Here is a 21,010-nt window from a genome sequence, read left to right as displayed (position 1 = left end):
ATGGCGGGCGCGGTCACAGGCAAGAAGCGCACGGGTAGAGGCAGGGGACGCTCGGCGATCGGCCTCGCCCTTGCCCTGGCCGCCTGGCCGGGGATGGCTTCGGCGCAGGTCACCAACGCCGCGTCCGGCCCGCCAAGCGCGGTGACGGTGCTGGTGCGCCAGGCCGAGCGCTGGCTCTCCCAGGAGCGCATCGATCTGGCGGCGCCAGCGGTGGAGCGTGCCCTCGCGGCTGCGCCGGATGACCCCTCTGTCCTCGCCGTTGCCGCGAAGCTGGAGGTGGCACGCGGCAACCGGGACGCCGCCAACGCCTATCTCGCCCGCCTCCGGACCACTGGCGCGGCGCCGCAGTTGCAAGCCGAGGCCGAGAGCGCCGTGCGCGGCGCCCAGATCGACCGCAACGCGATCGAGGAAGCCCGCCGGCTGGCGCGGGAGGGGCGCAGCGATGCCGCCGCCCAGCGCTACCGTCAGATCTTCGGCCCCCAGGGCCCGACCGAGCCCTATGCGCTCGAATACTATCAGACCCTGGCCGGCACGGATCAGGGCCGCACCGAGGGTCAGCGGGGCCTCGCTACCCTCGCCTCCCGCCCTGGCGCCACCGATCGCGCGCGCCTCGCCTATGCCCAGGCCCTGACCTATTCCGCCCAGACGCGCGCTGACGGCATCCGTCGCCTCGCCGAGTTGGTGGACCGCCCGGATGTTGGGCAGGAGGCCCGGCAGTCCTGGCGCACCGCCCTCGGCTTCTCGGGCAACGACCCTACCGCCACCCCGCAGATCGAGGCCTATCTTCAGCGCTTCCCTGACGACGCCGAGTTGCGCCGCCGGCTGGAAGCCCTGCGCAATGCGCCGCCCCCCGCCCCGGCCGATCCCGACGCCGTCGCCCGGCAGGCGGCCTTCGCCCGGCTGGAGGCCGGGGGCATCGCCGACGCGCAACGGCAGTTCGAGGCCATCCTCGCCAGCAACCCGAATGATGCCGATGCGCTGGGCGGCCTTGGCGTCATCCGCCTGCGCCAGGGCAACCAGCCGGAGGCCCGGCGCCTTCTGGAGCGCGCCATCGCCGCCGATCCGTCCCGCGCCCAGCAATGGCAGCGCGCGCTGGACGCCGCCTCCTATTCCACCGACATTGCGGAGGCGCGGGCCAAGCTGCGCGGCAATGACCTGGATGGGGCCGATCAGGCCGCCCGCCGCGCCGCGATGCGCGAGGTGGATGACCGCTCCGATGCCGAGGTTCTGCTGGGCGAATTAGCCTTGCGCCGCAACGACCCCCAGGGCGCCGAGGCCCGCTTCCGCGCCGCCCTTAGCCGCCGCCCGGGCTTCCAGGCCGCGCAGCAGGGGCTGAACAACGCCCTGCGCGCCCAGGGCCGCCCCGCCGAATTCACCATCGCCCGTCCGGCCGCGCCTACGGCCGCTGGCGGCGCCGGCAATGCCCTGGCGAATTCCTACCGCGCCGAAGCCGCCCGCGTCTCCGATCCGGCTGCCGCCGCGGCCATCCTCCGCAACGCCGTCGCTGCCGCGCCGGATGATCCCTGGACCCGGCTCGACCTCGCCCGTGCGCTCCGCCGCCAGGGCCGCGGTGCCGAGGCCCGCGCTGTGGTGGAGGAACTGGTCGCCCGCAGCACCAGCGCCGACGCCATCTTCGCCGCTGCCCTGTTCGCCGAGGAAGATGGCCGCATCGCCGATGCCGACGCCTTCCTCTCCCGCATCCCGCCCAACCGCCGCAGCCCTGACATGTCCCGCCTGGCCGCCCGCGTCCGCGCCCAGCGGGAGGTACAGGCGGCGGCAGCCCTCCTGCCGCTTTCCCCGATCGAGGGCCGCTCGCGTCTCCTCACCCTCGCCGCCAGGCCGGATCCCACGGGCAGCACTGCGGTAGCTGTGATCCGTGCCTTCGGGGAGGCGAATGACAAGGCGGGCGCCGCGGAGGCTGCCCGTGTCGCCGCCGCCAACCGCAGCGCCAATGGCGCCGCCGCCCGCATTGCCATCGCCGGTGCCCTGCTCGGTGCCGGGTTGGAGGCCGAGGCAATGGCGCTGGCTGCCGAGACGGAGGCGAGCGGCGCCACGCCCGAGCAGCGCCGCGACCTCGCCACCCTCCGGGCCGGCGTTGCTGTCCGTGCCTCGGACCGGCTGAACGAAGCCGGCGATCAGGCCGACGCCTTCGAGCGCCTGCGCCCCGTCCTGGCAGAGGACCCGACCAACCGGGACGCTAACCTCGCCCTCTCCCGCCTGTATCTCGGCGCCCGCCGGCCGGAGGAGGCGCTGCGCGTGGCCGAGGCCGTGCTGGTGCGCGATCCCCGCAATCTCGATGCCCGCCGCACCGCGATCGAGGCAGCCCTGGCCATGGGGGACCGGCAGCGTGCGGAGAGCCTGCTGGCCGGCGCCCAATCGACCAGTGCCCGTGATTCCCGGGTGGCCCTGCTGGAAGCTCGCGTGGCCCGCGCGGCGGGTGACGAATCCCGTGCCCGCGCGGCCCTCGAACTCGCCGCCACCCAGCGCAGCGCCGAACTCGGAACCCGTGCCACCGCCACCGCGCCGACCGTCGTGCCGATGCAAGGGCTGGCCAATCCCTTCGCCCGCGGCGGGGGAGCGCGCTCCGGGCCCGTGCTCGCTGCCGCACAGCCCGCCGACCCCGTGCTGCGCCAAATCCAGGCAGAGGCCGATGCGTTGCGGGCCGAGACAGGCACGCTCCTCACGGCGGGCGTGGCCGGCCGCGTCCGCTCCGGCGATCCAGGTCTCGACCGGCTGACGGAGCTCAGCGCCACCTTCCAGGGCGAGGTCTCGCCCGGTGCGCTCGGCGGAAGGCTTTCGGCCTCGGTGCAGCCCGTCGTTATCGATTCCGGCTCGCCCTCGGCCGATGTGCAGGCGCTCCGCCGCTTCGGCACCAACGCGCTGAACACCGGCATCGCGGGCAATGCCGCCGCCCTGGCCTCTGGGCGCAACACCAGCGCCACCGGCGTTGCCCTGGCCCTCAACTATGTCCGGGGCGACTGGCTGAAGCTCGACATCGGCACCACGCCGCTCGGCTTCCGGCGCAACGATATCGTGGGCGGAATCGAGGTCGCCCCCGCCCTGTCCGATAACCTGCGAATCCGCGTCGCCGGCGAGCGCCGCGCAGTGACGGACAGTTTGCTCTCCTGGGCCGGTGCGGTGGACGACCGCACCGGCGTCACCTGGGGTTCGGTGATGCGCACCGGCGGCCGCGGCCAGATCGAGGTGCCGATTGGCCGGGGCTACGCCTATGCCGGCGGCGGCTATGCCACCTTCGAAGGCGACAATGTCCGCTCCAACACGCGCATCGAGGCAGGGGCGGGTCTATCCCTTCCCGTCTACCGCAACGAAGCCGGCGAGCTGACCGCCGGCCTGGATCTCGTCTATTTCGGCTACGACCAGAACCTGCGCTATTTCACCCTTGGCCACGGCGGCTATTTCAGCCCGCAGCAGTACACGGCGGTGAACATCCCGGTGGATTGGCGGGGCCGGGTGGGCGACGTGACCTACCGGCTGGGCGCTACGGCCGGCTATGCCCGCTATCGCGAGGACCGCGCGCCCTACTTCCCTAACAACCCGGACCTGCAATCCCAGGCCGTGGCCCTGGCTGCTTCCACGGCGGGCAGCACCACGCCCGTCAACGCCTTCTACCCCGGCCAGTCCCAAAGCGGCTTCGTCGGCGGGGTGCGGGCGGAGTTGGACTGGGCGGTCACGCCCACCCTCACCCTCGGGGGCGCCCTGCGCTACGACAAGGCGGCGAATTTCGACGAGACCCGCGTCCTCATGCGGCTCCAGAACCGGTTCTGATGGCACACCGGGGGAGAAGGAATTCTCCCCAGCCCCACTTTTTCCTCGAGCCTGGGCCGCACGGAGCAGAGTTCAGCCCTTCTTGAACTACCCTGTCAGGGGCATCATATCATCTCACGGCTTTATGTCGTGAAATAGGCTCCCGATGTCCCCTCGCCGCCTGCGCCTTGGTGCCTTCATGCGCCCGGTTTCGATCCACACGGCGGCCTGGCGCTATCCCGGCGCCTTCCCGGACGCGAATTTCAACCTTCAGCACCTCGTCCGCTTCGCGAAGACACTCGAGAACGCCCGCTTCGACGCCTTCTTCATGGCCGACCACCAAGCCGTACTGAACATGCCCGTCCAGGCCCTGAAGCGCAGCGCCACCACCACCAGCTTCGACCCGATGACGCTGCTGCCCGCGCTCGCCATGGTCACGGACCGCCTGGGCCTGATTGCCACCGCTTCCACCACCTATAACGAACCCTGGCACATTGCCCGGAAATTCGCCTCGCTCGACCACATCTCCGGCGGCCGCGCGGGATGGAACGTCGTCACCTCCGGGAACCCCACGGAAGCCCAGAATTTCGGCCGCGAGGAGCACTGGGAGCACGCCGCCCGCTATCGCCGCGCGCATGAGTTCATCGATGTGGTGAAGGGTCTCTGGGATTCCTGGGATGACGACGCCTTCATTCGCGATGTCGAAAGCGGCACCTATTTCGACCCGGAGAAGATGCATGTCCTCAATCACAAGGGGGAGCACTTCTCCGTCCGCGGCCCGCTCAATGTCGCGCGCCCCATCCAGGGCTATCCCGTTATCGTCCAGGCCGGCGCGTCGGATGATGGCCGCCAGCTTGCCGCCGAAACCGCGGAGGTCATTTTCGCCGCCGGCGGCACCATCGGCGATGCGCGCGCCTTCTACGCCGATGTGAAGTCCCGCACCGAGAAGGCCGGCCGCAATCCCGACCACCTTCTCGTCCTGCCGGGCTGCTTTGTCATCGTCGGTGAGTCCGACGAGGAAGCCCGCGAGAAGCGCGCCATTCTCGACAGCGGCGTGCATTATGACAGCGCCATCGCCTCCCTCTCCGTGGCGCTGGGCACTGATGCCTCGAAGTTCGACCCGGATGCTCCGCTCCCCGACGACATCCCGGAAACCAACGCCAGCAAGTCCGGTCGTGAGCGCGCCATCAATTTGGCCCGGCGCGAGAACCTCACGGTCCGCCAGCTCGCCCAGCGCCTGGGCGGCTATGCCGGCGCTGCCATGGTCGGCACGCCGCAGCACATCGCCGACCAGATGCAGGAATGGCTGGAGACCGGCGCCTGCGACGGCTTCAACATGATGTTCCCCTTCCTGCCCGCTGGGCTGGACGATTTCGCCACCAAGGTGGTGCCGGAACTGCAGCGGCGCGGCCTGCATCGGACGGAGTATGAGGGCCGAACCCTGCGGGAGAATCTCGGGCTGCCGCGGCCGGCCAATCCCTTCTTCCAGGCGGCGTGAGAACGAAGCGGGGGAAATCTCCCCCGGAAAGCCGGCCACCCCGCCGGTTCACCCAGGCTTTTGAACGCGGAAGGATCGGCCCCATATGCCGAACATGATTCCCCTCTCCGTCCTCGACCTTTCCCCCGTGCCCGAGGGCAGCGACGCCGGCCAGGCGCTGCGAAACTCGGCCGATCTGGCGAAGCACGCGGACGCACTCGGCTACAACCGCTACTGGATGGCCGAGCATCACAACATGCCCGGCATTGCCAGCGCCGCGACCTCCGTCGCCCTGGCCCATATCGCCCATGGCACCAGCCGCATCCGGATCGGAGCCGGCGGCGTCATGCTGCCGAACCACGCCCCGCTCGCCATCGCAGAGCAGTTCGGCACCCTGGCCGCCCTTTATCCCGGCCGCGTCGACCTCGGCCTGGGCCGTGCCCCCGGCTCGGACCAGATCACGGCCCATGCCCTGCGCCGCACCCTGCAGGGCGATGTCGACAGCTTCCCCCAGGACGTGATGGAGCTGATGGCCTATTTCCGAGAGGCCCAGCCCGGCCAGCGCATCCAGGCCGTTCCCGGCGCGGGGCTGGAGGTGCCGATCTGGATCCTGGGCTCCTCCACCTATGGCGCCCAGCTCGCCGCCGCCCTGGGTCTTCCCTACGCCTTTGCCTCCCATTTCGCCCCGCAGGCGATGGAGCAGGCCATAGCCATCTACCGGGAGCGGTTCCGGCCCTCAGGCCATATCGAGAAGCCCTATGTGATGATCGGCGTGAATATCCACGCCGCGGAGACGGACGCTGAGGCTCGCCTTCTCTTCTCATCCCACCAGCAGTCCTTCGTGAACCTGCGTAGCGGCCAGCCCGGCAAGCTGCCTGCGCCGAAGGAGGGTTTTTACGAGTCTCTCGATCCCTATGCGAAGGCGATGATCGACGCCTCGCTCTCCGTCTCCATTGTCGGCAGCCCCGATACAGTGCGGCGCGGCCTGCGCGACCTGATCGAACGCACCGGCGTGGACGAGCTGATGGTCACCGGCCAGATCCACGACCACGCCGCACGCAAGCGCTCCTTCGCCATCGTGGCTGAGGTGGCGGCGGACCAGCGGGTGGCGGCTTAAGGAAAAGCCTGGGGAAGATGGACTTCCCCAGACCCCCCTCCTTTGTCTGTCTGTGTGTTGGCGCGCCGGTGACGCTGGCGCGCCAGCAAACTCGAAGAAAAAGATGAGGGTCCGGGGAGAATTCCTTCTCCCCGACCTTTATTTCTTGGCCATCAACGCTTCGAGCGTGGGGGAAAGACCCCGGCTTTCCATCGGCGCGCTCCGCCTTCGCCCCGCGGCTGGTTCCCTCGCCAGCCGCAGCGCCTCCCGGATCGCCGCACGGTGCGGGTCCACCACCGGCAGCGCCAAGCCTCCGGCAATGCGGGGAAAGACCGGGATCAGCCCCGCCCCACCCAGAACGACCCTTGCAGCGCCTGTGCGCGCGGCGGCCTCGGAAACGGCGGCGGCGGCCCGGCCTGGCTCCTGCGCAGCCTCGTCGATCGAAATGATGCCGGCCAGGCGCGGAGCAAAGCCCAGAAGAAGCGCCAGTTCCGTCAGCATCTCGCACCAAGCCGTGCCGCCGGTTGCCACGAGAAAACGACCGGGCTCCTGGGCCGCCGCCGCGAAGCCGGCGCCGGCGAAGCCCACAACCGGCAGGCCGCATAACTCGCGCAGGGCCTCCAGCCCGGGATCGCCGAAGCAGCCGATGACGATGGCGTCCGGCGGGGCGGGACCGGCCAGTGCCTCGGCCGCCACGTCCAGCACCGCATGCGCCGCCACCGCCGCGGCAGCCCGGGTGGCGATATAAGCGGCACCGAAGCGGGCGGTGACGGCAGTGACCTCCGCCTCCGCCCCGGCTTCCTCTCGCGCCAGTTCACCGATCACCGCTGTCACGCGATCGGAGGTGTTCGGATTGATCACGAGCAGGCGGGGACGGGGCATCGCGGCTCTCCCAGGATGCGGCAAGGCTAAGGCACATCGGCGGCCGCGCAACCTGCATTGGCACGTGGCTTGCTGGCCCATAGGCGGTCGGTAAGGGGAACGCGGGAGCGCATGCACGGGGCCAGCGTCGAACTGATATCGGTCAGCAAACGCTACGGGCCCGCCCTGGCGGTGGACTCGATCAGCCTGAATATCCCCGCCGGGTCCTATTGCTGCCTGCTCGGCCCTTCCGGCTGCGGCAAGACCACCACGCTGCGGATGATCGCGGGGCATGAGACGGCGACCGACGGCAACATCCTGATCGGCCCGCGCGAGGTCGGCCATCTGCCGCCCGCAGCGCGCGGTACGGCCATGATGTTCCAGTCTTACGCGCTGTTCCCGCATCTGAACTGCCTGGACAACGTCGCCTTCGGCCCGCGCATGCGCGGCGTGGACAAGGCCACCCGCCACCAGAAGGCGCGGGAGATGCTGGCGCTGGTACGGATGGAGGATTACGCCCACCGCCTGCCCGCACAGCTTTCCGGCGGCCAGCAGCAGCGCGTCGCGCTGGCCCGCGCTCTGGTCACCGAACCCTCCGTCCTGCTGCTGGATGAGCCGCTGAGCGCGCTCGACCCGTTCCTCCGCATCCAGGTGCGGGCGGAGCTGAAGCGGCTGCAGAAGGAACTGGGCATCACCTTCATCCACGTCACCCACAGCCAGGAGGAAGCAATGGCGCTCTCCGACCTGGCGGTGGTGATGAATGCCGGCCTGATCGAGCAGGCGGGAACACCGCGCGAAATCTTCTCCCGCCCCGGCACCGCCTTCGTCGCCCGCTTCATCGGTGGGCATAATGTGATCTCGCTGCCGGGCGGCGGGATGGTCGCGGTGCGGGTGGACCGGATGCGGCTCTCGCCCGATGGCATGGCGGCCGCCATGCCCGGCCCTTCCCTGTCCGCGCGGGTGGAGACGGTGGAGTACCAGGGCTCCTTCGTGCAGCTTCGGATGCTGCCGCTGGATCCTGCCGTCGCCACGGAGCTCTTCGCCGTGATCCCCGACGATGCCTTCGCCGCCCGCCCCTTCGCGGTGGGCGATGCCGTGACCGCGCGCTGGGAGGCGGCCGACGCCCATCCCCTGCGCGATGTGCAACCGCCGGCCAGCACGCCGGCCCTGGAGGAGTTGCCCTGATGACCGAGAAGAATGGGCTTCCAAGCCGCCGCGACCTGCTGCGCGCGAGTGCCGGTCTGGCCATCGCCGGCGCCGCCACGCGCCTTGCCGCCCCCGCCGTTCACGCGCAAGAGCCGGTGACGCTGCGCTATCTCGGCACCGCCGTGAACCAGAGCGCCGAGATCGCCGCCAAGGTGAAGCAGGACCTGGGCATCACCATCGAATACATCCCGGTGGTGACGGATGACGTGATCCGCCGCGCGGTGACGCAGCCCAACACCTTCGACCTGCTGGACATGGAGTATTTCTCGCTCAAGCGCGTCGTTCCCTCGGGCAATCTGCAAGGCGTCGAGGCACGGCGGATCAAGCTGTTCGACAAGATCACGCCCGTCTTTACCCGCGGCGTCACAGCAGGCGGCAAGACGCTGGGCGAGCAGGGCACCGCGCCGAAGAAGGTGCAGTTCCTCAAGGGCCGGAACTCCAAGGAATTCGCGGACAGCCCGACCGAGTGGATGACGCTGATCCCCACCACCTACAACGCGGACACGCTGGGCATCCGCCCCGACCTGATCGGCCGCCCGATCGAGAGTTGGGCCGAGCTTCTGAACCCGCAGTTCAAGGGCAAGGCCTCGATCCTGAACATTCCATCCATCGGCATCATGGACGCCGCGATGGTGATGGAGGCCACCGGCCAGTACAAATACCCGGACAAGGGCAACATGACCCGTGCGGAGATCGACCGCACCATGGCCATGCTGACCGACGCCAAGAAGGCCGGCCAGTTCCGTGCCTTCTGGTCGGACTTCAATGAGAGCGTGAACCTGATGGCCTCAGGCGAGACGGTGATCCAGTCCATGTGGTCGCCGGCCGTGACCAAGGTGCGCAGCCAAGGCGTTCAGTGCATCTACCAGCCGCTGAAGGAAGGCTACCGCGCCTGGGCCTCTGGCTTCGGCATGCCGCGCACCGTGGAGGGCCGCAAGCTCGACGCCGCCTACGAATTCATCAACTGGTTCCTTTCCGGCTGGGCCGGCGCCTTCCTGAACCGCCAGGGCTACTACTCCGCCGTGCTGGAGACAGCGAAAGAGAACATGGCACCTTACGAATGGGCCTATTGGATGGAAGGCAAGCCGGCCGAGCAGGACATCAAGGCGCCCGACGGATCGCTGCTGGAGAAGGCCGGCACGGTGCGCGACGGTGGCTCTTATGAGGATCGCATGGGCCGCGTGGCTTGCTGGAACGCGGTGATGGATGAGAACACCTACCTCATCCGCAAGTGGAACGAGTTCATCGCTTCCTGATGGACGGAACCGGACGCGCGTCGGACATGAGCACGATCAGCGACGTGCGCAGCGCGGCGCCGGGCCGGGTGGCCCCGCGCCGCAGCCGGGGCTCCGCCTATTGGCAGGCGGCGCCCTTCGCCCTGCTCTTCCTGCTTTTCTTCATCGTGCCGCTCTGCCTGACGGTCGCTGTCTCCTTCTGGCACTATGACGAATACACCCTCACGCCCGCCTTCACGCTGGAGAACTACCAGGAGGTCTTCGACGGCTGCATCGCGAAGCTGCCGAATCTTTGCGTGACCTTCGCCACCTATCTCTCCACGCTCCGCTTCGCGCTGCTGGCCTGGGTGTCCACCCTCGTGCTCGGCTTCGGCATCGCCTATTTCCTGGCTTTCCACGTGCGCAGCGTGCCCATGCAGATGGCCCTCTTCCTGCTCTGCACGGTGCCGTTCTGGACATCCAACATCATCCGCATGGTGGCCTGGGTGCCGCTGCTCGGGCGCAACGGGCTGGTGAACCAGGGGCTGCAGGCGGTGGGCCTGACAAAGGCACCGCTGGACTGGCTGCTCTACTCCGAATTTTCGGTCGTGCTGGCTTTCGTGCATCTCTACACGCTGTTCATGATGGTGCCGATCTTCAACTCCATGGCACGCATCGACCGGTCCTTGATCGAGGCCGCGCGGGATGCAGGCGCCTCGGGCTGGCAGACGCTGTGGAACGTGGTGATCCCGCTCTGCAAACCCGGCATCGTCATCGGCTCCATCTTCGTGCTGACCATCGTGATGGGCGATTTCGTCACGGTCGGCATCATGGGCGGGCAGCAGATCGCGTCCATCGGCAAGGTGATCGCGGTGCAGATGAGCTACCTGCAATTCCCGATCGCGGCCGCCAACGCCGTGGTGCTACTGGGCATTGTGCTGCTGATGATCTGGGCGCTGACGCGCCTGGTCGATATCCGGCGGGAGCTGTGATGAACCGCAGCGGAGAAAAACGCCCTGCCGCCTTCTGGTGGCTGGCCGCGCTCTTCACCCTCTTCGTCCTGTTTCTCTACGGGCCGATCCTGGCGATCGTGGTGCTGAGCTTTCAGGGCCCCTCCGGCGGCCTGACCTTCCCGATGAACGGGGTGTCCACTTTCTGGTTTTCCAAGCTCTGGCAAGGCGTGGGGGTGGTGGATATCTGGGCCGCCTTCGGCCGCTCGCTCCGCCTCGGCGCCGTGGTGATGATCCTGACCGTGCTGCTCGCGCTGCCGGCAGGGCTCGCTTTCCGCAAGCGCTTCATCGGCCAGGGCGCGCTGTTCTACGTGGCCGTGGCCAGCCTCATCGTGCCCTCCATCGTCGTCAGCCTCGGCATCGGGCTGGAATTCCGCATCCTCGACGACGCCGTGAAGGCACTGGCCGAGAGCACCGGCTGGGGCTTTCTGCAGAGTTACGAGAGTTCATCCGGCCTCTACACCTCCGCCCTCGGCGCACATCTGACCTGGACCTTGCCCTTCGGCCTGCTGATCCTTTTCGCCGTCTTCAACCGCTTCAATCCTGCCTATGAGGAAGCAGCGCGCGACCTCGGCGCCTCCCCCTGGCGGACGCTGCGCCATGTGGTGCTGCCGATCATCGCGCCGTCGCTGGTCGGTGTCGCGCTGTTCGGCTTTACCCTTTCCTGGGACGAGGTGGCGCGCACCAGCCAGGCCATTGGCGGGCGCAACACCCTGCCGCTGGAACTGCAAGGGCTGACCACGACGGTAACGACGCCGGAGATCTACGCGCTCGGCACCGTCACCACGGGGCTTTCCCTGGCGGTGATCGGGATCGCGCTGGGCTGCGTGTTGATCCTGCGCCGGCGCAGGGCTGCGGCATCGCGTTGAGAGAAAGGCAGGGAGAAGAAAGAATTCTTCCCCCTGGACCCCCATCATCTTCTTCTTTGAGTTCGGGGTACGCCAGCTCCAACCGCGCGCCAGCGCTACAGACAAAGATAGAAGGGGGTCCGGGGGGATACTTCCCCCCGGCTTTTTCAAGCTTCCAACGTCAGCATCAACCCAGCCAGAAGCCTCGTCCGCGGCACGATGCTGCTGACCAGGATGTGCTCTTCCAGCGTGTGCGCCATGCCGCCCGCGATACCGAGCCCATCCAGCGTTGGGATGCCCATGGCGCCCGTGAAGTTGCCGTCCGAGCCGCCGCCGCTGCTCTGGGAGTTGATGTCAAAGCCGATCGCGTTCGCAATGCTCCGGGCATGGCGGTACAGCGCCATGCCGCGCTCCTCCGGTTCCCAGACCGGGCGGGTGACGCCGCGCGTCACCTTCAGCACCACATCGGGCGCGCTGGCGGTCAGGGCCAGCATGCGCGCGACGCCGGCATCCAGGTCCTCCTGGCGCTTGGCCATGCTCAGCGCCTCGGCGTCGCAATGGGTGGCCACGCAGTTCACCCATTGGCCGCCATGGATCACGCCGACGGAGAAGGTGCAGTCCTCCGTCGTCATGGCCTCAATCGCCAGGATCTGGCGGCACATCTCCTTGATGGCGGAGCGGCCCGCGGCGAGTTGCGCGCCTGCATGACTCGGCCGCCCCGTGCTGCGCAGGTTGAAGCGGGCAATGGCATAGCGGCCGGTCACCACGCCACCATCAGGACGCGCCGGCTCCGGCACGAGCACGAAGGCGGCGCGTGCCGCCTCCGCCTCGATCAGGTCGCGGGTGGAGGGGCTGCCGATCTCCTCGTCGCTGGTCAGCAGCACCGTCACAGGCAGCGACGTCCTCAGCCCGGCCCGGGTGATCTGCCGCAGCGCTTCGAAGGCCAGATAGGTGCCGCCCTTCATATCGAAGATGCCGGGGCCGAACACCTTGTCGCCTTCCCGCCGGATCGGAAGCTTTTCCAGCGTGCCCAGGGGATGCACGGTGTCCAGATGCGCCAGCACCAGGATGCCCGGCGTGCCCTCGGGCGAAGCATGCGGGAAGCGCGCGCGGACGCAGTCGCCCAGGCCCATGCGCCCGGGAATGCGTTCGATCCGCGCGCCTAGCAGCGCCAGCTCGCGCCCCGCCATGTCCATCATGCGGTTCACCGCGGCGGCGTCGAAGGTCGGGCTCTCGCACGCTGCCCAGCGCATCAGCCCGGCCAGGATCTCCTCCGAATCGAAGGGCAGGTCCAGCGCGGCACCACCTGGCTTCCGGCCGAGGGGAGGAGCATCCATCACGCGTCTCCAGGATATGTTGGCGAGGGAACCGGCCTCAGAACTCCAGCAGGTTCTCTCGGAAGGTCGCGTGCCCATAGGCGCGGCGCACCAGCCCGCGTGCCTGCAACGCCGGTACCAGCCCGTCCGCCACCTCCGCGACCGTGCGGCGGCTGACATCGTCCATCGAGAGCAGGAAGCCGTCGCCGCCCACCTCCTGCATCGCCTCCGCCATCTGCCCGGCGATGGTGTCCACCGTGCCGCAGAGATCGACGGAAAGCCCGGTGCCCCGGTAGTCGGTGAAGGCCTGCCGCAGCGTCTTGCCGCCCGCGCCCATCCTCTTCAGCGTGTCCAGGTTCTGCTGGTGGCCGTTGGTGCGCAGGCTCTCGTCGATCGGCTTGTCCAGGTCGAAGCTGCCGAAATCGATATTGGTCACCTTGCTGAAATGCGCGAGGCGCTGCGCAATCTGCCGGTCGGCCCGCGCGATGCGCTCGCGGCGGCGCATTTCGGCATGCTCTGCGCTCTCGCCGATGATCGGGTTGACCAGGAACAGCACCTTGATGTTGTCCGGGTTTCGGCCCAGGGCGGCGGCACGGGCGCGCACGTCATCCCGATAGGCCTTCATCTCCGCAATGCCCTTGGGATTCGCCACGATGGTCTCGCCATGCGTCGCCGCGAATTGCCGCCCGCGTGGACTGCCGCCGGCCTGCGCGATCACCGGACGGCCCTGTACGCAGGGCCCGGAATTGAGCGGACCGCGCGACCGGTACCACTTGCCCTCGAAATCCACCGTATGGACCTTGGTGTGGTCCACCAGCACGCCGGTTTCCGTATCAGCCACCAGCGCGCCCGGCTCCCAGCTGCCCCACAGCGCGTTCACGCAGGCCATGTACTCATCGGCCATGTCGTAGCGCAGGTCGTGTTCGGGCAGCCCGTCCAGCCCGTAATTGCGCGCGGCCATGTCGGAGCTGCCGGTCACCATGTTCCAACCAGCCCGGCCAGCCGAAATCTGGTCCAGCGTCGCGATGATGCGCGCCAGCAGATAGGGAGGGTGCGTGAAGGTGGCGAGGGTGGTGGCAATGCCGATCCGCTTCGTCGCCGCGAAAAGCAGCGTCGCGACAATGGAGGGATCCTGCCGCGGCACGGAGAGCCCGTGCTTCAGGTAGATCTCGCGAGAGCCGCCATAGGCCTCGCCGACATAGGAACTGTCCTCGAGCAGGATATAGTCGAAGCAGGCGCGCTCCAGCGCCTGGGCCATGTCGATGAACAGGCTTGGCTGCATCCAGTCCCGGCCGATATGCCCGGTCCAGGGCTCGCCCCAGGCCTGGACGCTGGAACCCTGCAGGAACCAGCCGAGGTGGAAAGGTCGCACCGCCATACATCGTCTCCGGTCGCGTGCGCGAAGCAGCGCACACCATAGGGGCCGCGGGTGCCAGCGCTCCGGGAACGGCGGCTCTGCGGCCGCCCTGCCCGCAATGTCAGCTATCGGGAGGGCCTTGGCAATCTGAGGCGCAGCGAGGGCCGCCCAAACTGTCAGGGGCTCGTCGTGGCAAGTCCAAAGGCTGGAAGGCGCGCCCGGACAGTTCTGCCCCGCGCCGCAATCCATCTGCCGATGCCGCGCCAACGCCCTGTTGCTCAGGTACCGGCTCTTCCGGTCATCACGGGCTTTGTTCTGTACATCAGAATTCACCCGAAAGCCGCCGGCCTTCTGCCCAGAGAAGACCTTGGAAGCCGCATCTAAGCAGGCGGCAGCTCTTCGCTGCGGGCCCGTCAGCGATCCGGCTTCCCTGGCCAGGTCCAGGGAGTCTTCCAGGAGTCGAACACCGCCACTCAACCCACGCCGCCCCGCCACGTTTCCTCCCGCGCGGGCCGCACGGCGCCGCGGCCCAACATGAGGAGAGGCACATGGACAGCGATCGGATTATCGGCGCCGGCAAGGAAACAGCCGGCAATGTGCAGGAAGGTATCGGAAGCCTGATCGGCGACACCAACACCCAGGCCCGCGGCCAGGCTAACCAGCTCCGGGGCCAGGCGCAGAACCAGATCGGCCAGCTTGAGGACTACATCCGCGACCAGCCTCTCACCGCCACCGCCATTGCGGTTGCCTTCGGCTGGCTGCTCGGGCGCCTTCGGATCATTTGAGACGGTGAAAAGTCCGGGGGAAGGCATTCTCCCGGCCCTCTTCTATCCTTGGGATGTAGCGCCGGCGTGCCGTGCAGAATGGCGCGCTTGAACTCAAAGAAGAGACGAGAGGTCAGGGGGAGAATTCTTTCCCCCCTGACCGTCCGATCCCCACGTAACCGATCGTCTCAACCCTGAAGCCCAGCGCGCCCCGTCACCATTTGCGCGGTGCATGCACATGTTTCCGCGCCGCCCGCTGATCGGTCTCGCCCTGGGCATGCTCGCCCGCCCAGCCCACGCCACCGCGCTAGACGAGGCGCTGCGAGGCGCCCATGCCCTGCCCCGCCTTCACAGCGTGACCATCGCGCAGGACGGCCGGATCCTGGCGGAGCAGCACTATCGTGGCCCGGCGCTGACGACGCCGCACAATATCAAATCCGCCTCCAAGACCGTTCTTTCCGCCTTGGTAGGCTGTGCCATCGCCCGCGGCGTGCTGCGCGGCGTGGACCAGCCGGTGCTGCCGCTTCTCGGCCCGCGCCAGCCCGCAGGGCTCGACCCGCGCGCCGCTGCCATCACCATCGGCCACCTGCTGACCATGCGCGCAGGCCTCGAGCGAACTTCCGGCCAGAACTATGGGGGTTGGGCCACGGCGCGCGATCCGGTCACCTACGCCCTCACCCGCCCCTTCGTGGACGAGCCAGGCGGCTCCATGCAGTACTCCACCGGCTCAAGCCATATCCTTGGCGCAGCACTCAGCCGGGCGGCGGGTAGGTCGTTGCTGGATCTCGCCCGGGATTGGCTCGGTGTCCCGCTCGGCATCTCCATCCCTGCCTGGTCACGCGATCCGCAGGGCCGGTACTACGGCGGCAACGACATGCTGCTCACCCCGCGCGCCCTGCTGCGGATCGGTGAGGTCTATCGCCTCGGCGGCCTTTGGAATGACGTGCCCGTCGTCCCCGCGAACTGGGTTTCGGAGAGTTGGACGCCTCGCACCCGGTCCTCCTGGAGCGGCCAGCTCTACGGCTATGGCTGGTGGATCGGCGCCGCACGCGGCCAGCCAGTCTTCTTCGCCTGGGGCTATGGCGGGCAGATGCTCTATGTCGTGCCGGGCATGGCACTGAGCGTGGTTATGATGTCGGACCCAACCGGCCCTCGCGATCCCGTACACATGGCCGCGCTGCATGCCTTGCTGGCCGATGGAATTCTGCCTGCCCTGGGCGCTTCCGGCCATCATGGCGCTGAGCCCCTGGCCGTACCGGAGGCGGGCGCCGGAGGATAGCTCTGGCCACAAACAGAAAGGGCCACCGGCAGTGCCGGTGGCCCTTTCTGTTTCAGCCCTGGGGGCGATCAGGCGTGCTGGCCGCCACCACCCGTGGCACCACTCTGCTCCAAGGACTGCACCGCGGCATCACCCTGGGACTGGTTAGCGCTGTTGCTGGCCAGCGGCGTGCGGCTCTCAAGCTGGGTCTGCGACCAGGCAGGATAGGCGGTCGGGCCCGAGATGTACTCGCCATCCGCGAAGGCATGGCCCGCAGCCAGGGGGCTCATCAGCGCGGCAGCCAGGCCGAGGGTCCGGAGGATCTTGGAAAGGTTCAGGGAAGACATGGTGTGGTATCCTTTTCGTGAATGGCGGCGGCAGGCGCCGTCGTCTTGTTGACCCCGATATAGGCCCCCCACCGGCACCACTCCACTTGAGGACGTGGATAGTTCCTATTCGTCCGGTGAATGTAACCAAGCTGAACCACGGCTGAACATGTGCAGGGTTGATCCTTGGGACGACCGGTCGTGGCTGATCCAGCATCGGATCACGCCGGCGCCGGCCGGACCGTCTGCCCCAGAGCCCCCGCACGATCTGGCGAAACAGTCTGACCCGCATATCTAGCGCTTCCCGCAAGCGCTCCCCGCCCCCACACTAAGGGCATGGCCTCCCCGCTTCCCGTCCAGCACGACACGCCCGACCCCGAGTTCAGCGAACTCCTCGCCCGCCGCCCCCATCTGACAGCGCATGCGCTGGATGGGCTGGTGATGGATGACGTCCCGCTCGTGACCATTGCTCGCGAGGTCGGCACCCCGACCTGGGTCTATTCCGCCCTTACCCTCCGCCGCCGCTATGGCGCCCTGCGCGATGCCCTGGCGGAAGCGGGGCTGAAGGCCAGCATCCACTTCGCCGCCAAGGCAAATGACAGCCTGGCCGTGCTCCGCGTCCTCGCTGCGGAAGGTGCGGGCGCCGATGTCGTGAGCGAGGGGGAGCTGCGCGCCGTCCGTGCCGCCGGCATCCCGGCGGACCGCATCGTCTTCTCCGGTGTTGGCAAGACGCATCGCGAGATCGCCCTGGCCCTGGAGGAGGGCATCTTCCAGATCAACGCCGAGAGCGCGGAAGAGGTGGAGCGCATCGCCGAGGTCGCCGCCGCGACCGGTCGCACCGCCCCGGTTGCGCTGCGCATCAATCCGGACGTGGACGCCCGGACCCACGCCAAGATCTCGACCGGCCTGGCCGAAAACAAGTTTGGCATCGCCTATACCGATGCGGCGGCGCTCTATGCCCGCATGGCCTCCCTGCCCGGCATCCGCCCGATTGGCCTCGCCGTCCATATTGGCAGCCAGATCACCGAGGGCATGGCCGCCTACCGCGCCGCCTATGCTCGTGTCGCCGATCTCGCCCGCGCCCTGATGGCCCGCGGCCTGCCGCTGGAGCGCCTGGATTGTGGCGGGGGCCTTGGCATTCCCTATCGCGATGAAAGCGCGCCCGTCCCTGCCGCCCTGGCTGGCGCGATCGCCGCCACGCTTGGTCCGCTAGGCCTCCCTGTGATGCTCGAACCCGGCCGTTGGATCGCCGGCCCGGCCGGCGTGCTGCTCTCCTCCGTCATCCTGCAGAAGCGCGGCCAGAACCGTCGTTTCGTGGTGCTGGACGCCGCGATGAACGATCTGGTGCGGCCCGCCATGTATGACGCCTGGCACGGCATCCTGCCCGTCGCGCCCGATGCCTTCCATGCCCCGCTCAGCCCGGCGGATGTCGTGGGCCCGGTCTGCGAAACGGGCGACACCTTTACCCGCGGCCGCGCTCTGCCGGACCTTCCGCCCGGTGCCCTCGTCGCCTTCCTGGATGCGGGTGCCTATGGCGCCACTATGTCCTCCACCTACAACGCCCGCCCGCTCGCGGCGGAGGTTCTGGTGGACGGCCATCGCTGGGCCGTGACCCGCCCGCGCCAGACGCATGAGGCGCTGCTGGCCAACCAATCCGTGCCCGACTGGCTGGGGAATCCTGCTTGACGGAATCACACCGCCGCCCCCCACCACCCACCCCGGACGGAGCCGCCCCGGAGGTTCCTCCAGAGGCACCACCCGGCGCTAGCCCGGCGCTGCGCCGCCTCGGTCGCCTCCGGGTCCGCGCCCGCCTCGCCCTTCTCTGGGAAGCCGTTTGGCCCCGCGCCTGGCCGGTGCTTGGCGTTGTCGGCCTCTTTCTCGTCCTCGCCCTCTCCGGCGTCTTCCTCCTCCTCTCGCCTCTCGCGCATCTCACCCTACTGGCGGTGCTGATTGCGGCGCTGATCACCGCACTGATCCGCGCTTGGCGCGGCTTCGCCCTGCCCGGCAATGCCGAGGCCGACCGCCGGCTTGAACGGGCGTCCGGCCTTCTCCACCGTCCCCTCGCCACCTTGCTCGACCGCCCGGCCGGCGGCGATGCCACCGCCCTTGCCCTTTGGCGCGCCCATCAGTCCCGGGAGGCTGCCCGGATCCGCCGGCTCCGCGCTGGCACGCCGCGCCCAGGCCTGGCTGCCCGCGACCCGCGCGCCCTCCGCACCGGCCTTGCCGTCGCCCTTGTGGCCGCCATCACCGTGGCCGGTACCGAGGCACCCGAACGCCTCCGCCGGGCTCTTTGGCCCGAAGGGCCGGCCGCCACTCCCGGCCTCGCTACCCAGTTGGAAGCCTGGATCACTCCGCCCACCTATACCGGCGCCCCGCCGGTCTTCCTCGATCCGGCCGGTGGCAGCGTCACGGTCCCGGCGGGCAGCCGTCTCCGGGCCGCCCTCTCCGGTGGCAGCGGCACGCCCGAATTGCTGCGGGACGGCACTGCCATCGCCGCCTTCCAGCCACTCGGCCCCGGCAGTTACAGCGCCGAGGCCCCGCTCGAAGCCGGAGGAAGCCTAGCGATCCGCCAGGGGGGCCGGGACGTCGCCCAATGGTCCATCGCCGTCCAGGCGGACGCCCCGCCCCGCATCGCCTTCGCCGAGCCGCCTGCCCAGGCTTCGCGTGGCCTTGCTACCCGGCTTCCCTGGCGCGCCGAGGATGACTGGGGGGTGGCCTCGGCCACCGCCGAGATTCGCCTCGCCGCCCGGCTAGACGCCCCCCCTCTGACGATCGACCTGCCGCTTCCCCCGGGCCAGCCCAAGGCCCCCCGGGGCGTGGCCCAGCCCGACCTATCTGCCCATCCCTGGGCTGGCCTGCCCGTACGCGTCACCCTGCTGGCCCGCGATGGCGCCGGCCAGGAAGGCCGCTCAGCGGAGGCGACCCTCACTCTGCCCGAGCGCGGCTTCAACCATCCCGTCGCCCGTGGCCTGATCCTGCTTCGCAAAGGCCTCTCCCTGACGCCCGATCAGCGCCGCCCGGCCATTGAGGGGCTGGACCGCCTGGCCAGCGAGCCTGAGGCTTTCGAGAACGACACGGCGATCGCTCTCGCCCTCCGTTCCGCCCGCGCGCGGCTCGACACGGACCAGCGCCCGGAGGCAGTGGGCGAGGTTCAGCAAACCATGTGGGACACCGCCATCGCCCTGGAGGAAGGCCGCGCCGACCGGACGGCTCGTGCGCTGGCGGAAACTCGCGAGCGTCTGCGCGAGGCACTGCGTGAGCGCGAACGGCAGGAGCGGGAGCGCGCCGAGGCCGAGCGCCGCGACACGGAGCAGCGCCGGCAAGCCGAGCAGCAGCGCCAGCAGGAGCAGGCCCAGCGCAACGCGGACCAGACCCAGCCTCCCGGCGACAACCGGAACGACCAAGCCCGCCAGGAAGAAGCCCGGCGTCAGGAGGAGCAGGCACGGCGTGAGGCAGAGCGGGACGCCGCCCGGGCGGAAACCGACCGCCGCATCCAGGAACTGCGCGAGGCCGTGCGCCGCCACCTCGATGCCCTGGCCGAGCGGCTGCAGCGCGAGAATGGCGAGAACCCGCCCCCCGAAGGTGCCGCCCGCCCCCAGGACCAGCGCGAGGCCCAGCGCCGCACCGACCGCATGCGCGAGCAGAACCGTCAGGACCGCCCCGAGGAGGCGGAGCGCGAGTTGGCCGAATTGGAACGGATGCTGGAAGAGCTGGAAAACGGCCAGATGGCCCAGAACCAGCGCGAGGAGCGCCGCCAGCGCCGCGAGCGTGGCCAGCAGCAGATGGGCGTGATCCAGGATATGGTCCGCCGCGAATCCCGCCTTCTGGATGGTGCCCATCGACGTGTCGAGGACGAGGCAACCCGCCAGGAGCGCGAGCGCCGGCAGAACTATCCCTGGAATCGCAACCGCCAGCCTGATTCTGCCGCTGAACCCCCTCCCGACTCGCGCGCCGACGCTCGCACCCAGCGGGCCCTCCGCCGCGCTCTGGGTGAACTTATGCAGCAGCATGGCGACCTGACCGGCGAGATCCCTGCCCCGCTCGGCCGCGCCGATCAGGCGATGCGCGAGAGCGCCGAAGCCCTTTCTTCGGGCGGCGATCCTCGCCCGCATCAGGAGCGCGCCATCCGCGAGCTGTCGGAAGGCGGCCGCCAGATGGCCCAGCGCATGCAGCGTCAGTTCGGCCGCGGCGATCAGCAGGAGCCCGGCGAGGGTGAGCCGGGCGAGAGCCAGGGCGATGCGATGGCCGATGGCTCCGAGCAGGGCGGCGAGGGTCAGGATCAGATGGCCAAGAACGGTGAGGGCCGCGACCCGCTCGGCCGTCGCCTGCGCGAGGGCACCGGCACCTCCGAGGAAGGTGGCGACACCCGCGTGCCCGATGAGGCTGAGATGCTCCGCACCCGGCGCCTGCAGGAGGAGCTGCGCCGCCGCCATGCCGAGCGCGAGCGGCCGACGCAGGAGCTGGACTATATTGACCGGCTGCTGAGGCTGTTCTGACCGGCCCTGGGGCCGG

At 69.1% G+C, this 21,010-nt stretch carries 15 protein-coding genes; 11 read left to right on the top strand and 4 right to left on the bottom strand.

Annotated elements, in window-relative coordinates; translation table 11 throughout:
* The 3 genes from ACO1BU_RS19700 to ACO1BU_RS19690 all read left to right on the top strand — a co-directional run bounded on the left by ACO1BU_RS19700 (position 1) and on the right by ACO1BU_RS19690 (position 6,359).
* On the top strand, positions 1-3,786 hold the full coding sequence (locus ACO1BU_RS19700; protein WP_424137665.1) for a cellulose biosynthesis protein BcsC: 3,786 nt from the start codon (positions 1-3) through the stop codon (positions 3,784-3,786).
* A gap of 145 nt (positions 3,787-3,931) precedes the next feature.
* Positions 3,932-5,263 (top strand): LLM class flavin-dependent oxidoreductase, encoded by a 1,332-nt coding sequence (locus tag ACO1BU_RS19695; protein WP_424137664.1) that lies wholly within the window; start codon positions 3,932-3,934, stop codon positions 5,261-5,263.
* A gap of 94 nt (positions 5,264-5,357) precedes the next feature.
* Positions 5,358-6,359 carry an LLM class flavin-dependent oxidoreductase gene (locus ACO1BU_RS19690; protein ID WP_424137673.1) on the top strand — a complete coding sequence of 334 codons (1,002 nt, stop codon included), beginning with the start codon at positions 5,358-5,360 and terminating at the stop codon, positions 6,357-6,359.
* A 138-nt stretch (positions 6,360-6,497) separates the two neighbouring features.
* Here ACO1BU_RS19690 and ACO1BU_RS19685 read toward each other — a convergent pair whose 3' ends face one another.
* Positions 6,498-7,220, bottom strand: coding sequence for an aspartate/glutamate racemase family protein (locus ACO1BU_RS19685; RefSeq protein ID WP_424137663.1), 723 nt, complete (start codon positions 7,218-7,220; stop codon positions 6,498-6,500).
* Between the two features lie 111 nt (positions 7,221-7,331).
* On the opposite strand from ACO1BU_RS19685, the gene ACO1BU_RS19680 reads away from it, so the two are divergent.
* From ACO1BU_RS19680 to ACO1BU_RS19665, 4 genes are read left to right on the top strand one after another with little or no spacing between them, the layout of a single operon-like run.
* Positions 7,332-8,384: an ABC transporter ATP-binding protein gene (locus ACO1BU_RS19680; RefSeq protein WP_424137662.1), complete on the top strand. Its 1,053-nt coding sequence runs from the start codon at positions 7,332-7,334 to the stop codon at positions 8,382-8,384.
* Positions 8,384-9,661, top strand: a complete 1,278-nt coding sequence (locus tag ACO1BU_RS19675; RefSeq protein ID WP_424137661.1) for an ABC transporter substrate-binding protein — start codon at positions 8,384-8,386, stop codon at positions 9,659-9,661. Before ACO1BU_RS19680 ends, ACO1BU_RS19675 begins: the two co-directional genes overlap by 1 nt.
* 26 nt (positions 9,662-9,687) lie before the next feature.
* Positions 9,688-10,611, top strand: coding sequence for an ABC transporter permease (locus tag ACO1BU_RS19670; RefSeq protein ID WP_424137660.1), 924 nt, complete (start codon positions 9,688-9,690; stop codon positions 10,609-10,611).
* Positions 10,611-11,498 carry an ABC transporter permease gene (locus ACO1BU_RS19665; RefSeq protein ID WP_424137659.1) on the top strand — a complete coding sequence of 296 codons (888 nt, stop codon included), beginning with the start codon at positions 10,611-10,613 and terminating at the stop codon, positions 11,496-11,498. The genes ACO1BU_RS19670 and ACO1BU_RS19665 overlap by 1 nt, the downstream gene beginning before the upstream one ends.
* Positions 11,499-11,644: 146 nt before the next feature.
* Here the strand turns inward: ACO1BU_RS19665 and ACO1BU_RS19660 are convergent, their stop codons facing one another.
* On the bottom strand, positions 11,645-12,814 hold the full coding sequence (locus tag ACO1BU_RS19660) for a M20/M25/M40 family metallo-hydrolase (RefSeq protein ID WP_424137658.1): 1,170 nt from the start codon (positions 12,812-12,814) through the stop codon (positions 11,645-11,647).
* A gap of 37 nt (positions 12,815-12,851) precedes the next feature.
* A complete protein-coding gene (locus ACO1BU_RS19655) occupies positions 12,852-14,171 on the bottom strand; it encodes an NtaA/DmoA family FMN-dependent monooxygenase (protein WP_424137657.1) in 1,320 nt (439 codons plus the stop codon).
* Positions 14,172-14,698: 527 nt separating this feature from the next.
* Between ACO1BU_RS19655 and ACO1BU_RS19650 the strand changes: the two genes are divergently transcribed.
* On the top strand, positions 14,699-14,935 hold the full coding sequence (locus ACO1BU_RS19650; protein WP_424137656.1) for a CsbD family protein: 237 nt from the start codon (positions 14,699-14,701) through the stop codon (positions 14,933-14,935).
* A gap of 211 nt (positions 14,936-15,146) precedes the next feature.
* On the top strand, positions 15,147-16,193 hold the full coding sequence (locus ACO1BU_RS19645; RefSeq protein WP_424137655.1) for a serine hydrolase domain-containing protein: 1,047 nt from the start codon (positions 15,147-15,149) through the stop codon (positions 16,191-16,193).
* A 68-nt stretch (positions 16,194-16,261) separates the two neighbouring features.
* Here ACO1BU_RS19645 and ACO1BU_RS19640 read toward each other — a convergent pair whose 3' ends face one another.
* Complete coding sequence (locus tag ACO1BU_RS19640; protein ID WP_424137654.1) at positions 16,262-16,519, bottom strand: hypothetical protein; 258 nt, start codon at positions 16,517-16,519, stop codon at positions 16,262-16,264.
* 315 nt (positions 16,520-16,834) lie between these two features.
* On the opposite strand from ACO1BU_RS19640, the gene lysA reads away from it, so the two are divergent.
* Both lysA and ACO1BU_RS19630 read left to right on the top strand, forming a co-directional pair.
* Positions 16,835-18,184 (top strand): diaminopimelate decarboxylase, encoded by a 1,350-nt coding sequence (lysA, locus tag ACO1BU_RS19635; RefSeq protein ID WP_424137653.1) that lies wholly within the window; start codon positions 16,835-16,837, stop codon positions 18,182-18,184.
* Positions 18,181-20,994, top strand: coding sequence for a DUF4175 domain-containing protein (locus ACO1BU_RS19630; RefSeq protein ID WP_424137652.1), 2,814 nt, complete (start codon positions 18,181-18,183; stop codon positions 20,992-20,994). The genes lysA and ACO1BU_RS19630 overlap by 4 nt, the downstream gene beginning before the upstream one ends.
* Positions 20,995-21,010: the final 16 nt, after the last annotated feature.

Source organism: Roseomonas chloroacetimidivorans, from assembly GCF_049629625.1.
GTDB classification, from domain to species: Bacteria; Pseudomonadota; Alphaproteobacteria; order Acetobacterales; family Acetobacteraceae; genus Roseomonas; species Roseomonas chloroacetimidivorans.
This window is presented reverse-complemented; position numbering and strand designations above follow the sequence as displayed.

Bases quoted from the DNA above. Each gene is read 5' to 3' on its own strand.
- ACO1BU_RS19700 (WP_424137665.1), top strand. From the start codon at position 1: ATGGCGGGCGCGGTCACAGGCAAGAAGCGCACGGGTAGAGGCAGGGGA.
- ACO1BU_RS19695 (WP_424137664.1), top strand. From the start codon at position 3,932: ATGTCCCCTCGCCGCCTGCGCCTTGGTGCCTTCATGCGCCCGGTTTCG.
- ACO1BU_RS19690 (WP_424137673.1), top strand. From the start codon at position 5,358: ATGATTCCCCTCTCCGTCCTCGACCTTTCCCCCGTGCCCGAGGGCAGC.
- ACO1BU_RS19685 (WP_424137663.1), bottom strand. From the start codon at position 7,220: ATGCCCCGTCCCCGCCTGCTCGTGATCAATCCGAACACCTCCGATCGC.
- ACO1BU_RS19680 (WP_424137662.1), top strand. From the start codon at position 7,332: ATGCACGGGGCCAGCGTCGAACTGATATCGGTCAGCAAACGCTACGGG.
- ACO1BU_RS19675 (WP_424137661.1), top strand. From the start codon at position 8,384: ATGACCGAGAAGAATGGGCTTCCAAGCCGCCGCGACCTGCTGCGCGCG.
- ACO1BU_RS19670 (WP_424137660.1), top strand. From the start codon at position 9,688: ATGAGCACGATCAGCGACGTGCGCAGCGCGGCGCCGGGCCGGGTGGCC.
- ACO1BU_RS19665 (WP_424137659.1), top strand. From the start codon at position 10,611: ATGAACCGCAGCGGAGAAAAACGCCCTGCCGCCTTCTGGTGGCTGGCC.
- ACO1BU_RS19660 (WP_424137658.1), bottom strand. From the start codon at position 12,814: ATGGATGCTCCTCCCCTCGGCCGGAAGCCAGGTGGTGCCGCGCTGGAC.
- ACO1BU_RS19655 (WP_424137657.1), bottom strand. From the start codon at position 14,171: ATGGCGGTGCGACCTTTCCACCTCGGCTGGTTCCTGCAGGGTTCCAGC.
- ACO1BU_RS19650 (WP_424137656.1), top strand. From the start codon at position 14,699: ATGGACAGCGATCGGATTATCGGCGCCGGCAAGGAAACAGCCGGCAAT.
- ACO1BU_RS19645 (WP_424137655.1), top strand. From the start codon at position 15,147: ATGCACATGTTTCCGCGCCGCCCGCTGATCGGTCTCGCCCTGGGCATG.
- ACO1BU_RS19640 (WP_424137654.1), bottom strand. From the start codon at position 16,519: ATGTCTTCCCTGAACCTTTCCAAGATCCTCCGGACCCTCGGCCTGGCT.
- lysA (WP_424137653.1), top strand. From the start codon at position 16,835: ATGGCCTCCCCGCTTCCCGTCCAGCACGACACGCCCGACCCCGAGTTC.